This window comes from Staphylococcus sp. EG-SA-2 (assembly GCF_017152085.1).
In genome coordinates this window covers 1-1,480 of sequence record NZ_JACYHC010000765.1, presented here as the reverse complement: position 1 = coordinate 1,480, position 1,480 = coordinate 1, and the positions used below count along the sequence as shown (strand labels likewise).

The 1,480-nt window shown below is 33.3% G+C and carries 2 protein-coding genes; both read right to left on the bottom strand.

Going from position 1 to position 1,480, the window contains the following annotated elements; all coding sequences use genetic code 11:
* Positions 1–94: 94 nt before the first annotated feature.
* Positions 95–514: a DUF1433 domain-containing protein gene (locus IDG60_RS13895; protein ID WP_001034773.1), complete on the bottom strand. Its 420-nt coding sequence runs from the start codon at positions 512–514 to the stop codon at positions 95–97.
* A gap of 250 nt (positions 515–764) precedes the next feature.
* Positions 765–1,460: an SDR family oxidoreductase gene (locus IDG60_RS13890; RefSeq protein ID WP_000217458.1), complete on the bottom strand. Its 696-nt coding sequence runs from the start codon at positions 1,458–1,460 to the stop codon at positions 765–767.
* Between the last annotated feature and the right edge of the window lie 20 nt (positions 1,461–1,480).

Below are 1,480 nucleotides of genomic sequence, written 5' to 3'. Positions count from 1 at the left end.
TTGGTGATGATGAAGTGATTGATATTAATTGCGAAACACCTTCGATAGCAATGACATAGATTATTGGAAGATTAAATCAAAAATAAAGAAGACCCTAGTGGCCTTCTTTTTTGTCTAATTCTTCTTTAATTTTTTCAGGAGATTTTAATTGATTTGCTGGTTTTAGTAACTCACTTAATCTTTCACTTTCTATCATAGTACCACCAAACTGATAATTATGTTCTGGAGACCCATATGCAACAAAATCAGCTTTTTTGTTTTCATTGATGTAACCTTCAATTACGGCATCGCCCATAGGTCCTCTTTTTAAACTTGTGAAATGCACAGATTTAATCGTGTTTGGTTCTTTAGTATTATGCTTGAGATAAAGTGTAATACGCTCCTGTTGTTCTTTATAGTAAATTGCTTTTTGTTTTTCTTTTTCGTCATATTTCACTTTTAAATAAATGACTGTAGCAACTATACATATACATAATATGACACCAATAATTACAAAAACATGTTTTTTGTTCATTAAAGTAACTCCTAAAATGTGGTGGAAAATGAAAAATTTTTTGTAATCTATAATTATGAACATTACAGATTATAAACCATAACACTAACATCGCCCCATTCATTAACTCGATTGTTAAAATCACCAGTTAGTGAAAATTGTGCAAGGAATAATTGCCTATCATGCTTTTATATCATTATTGCCTTACTAATATTAACAAAACCGATAGCTATTACATTAAATGTCTATCTCCCACACCTCAAACACATTTTTATACAGGACGCACTGTAATTTCATTCACGTTAACGTGACTCGGTTGTGTTAATGCATACAATACCGCTTCTGCAATATCTTGTGGATCAAGCTTTTTACGATCACTTGGATTATATGCGGCAGTTATTGCTGTATCTACCATTCCTGGTGAAATGCTTGTTACTTTAACACCTGTCTTTGCCAACTCTTTTTCTAATCCTTGAGTAATAGTGTGAACTGCTGCTTTCGTCGCACTATAAATCGTACTACTTTTCGTTACTTCAAAGCCAGAAATAGATGCAATGTTAATAAGATGGCCACTTGATTGTTCTAACATAGTTGGTAATGCAGCCTGTACCGTATATAAAGTGCCTTTGATATTCACATCAATCATACTATCCCACTCATCTACTTGATAATCAGTAATCTTAGACGACAACATTTGCCCCGCACTATTGATAACAATATCCAAACCACCGAATGTTTGTTGTGCAATTTTTATCAATTCATCGACTTCTTCTTTATTCGTTACATCTGTTGGCACTACCTTCACACTATCTTGTGACAATTGATTCGCTACGTTTTGTAATTTTTCTTTATTTCTACCTGCTAAGACAACTTTCGCCCCTTCTTCATGTAGTAATGTTGCAATTGCTTCTCCAATACCACTACCTGCACCTGTAACTACTGCTATTTTATCTGTTAATACTGTCATAATGATCGACTCCTTTGATT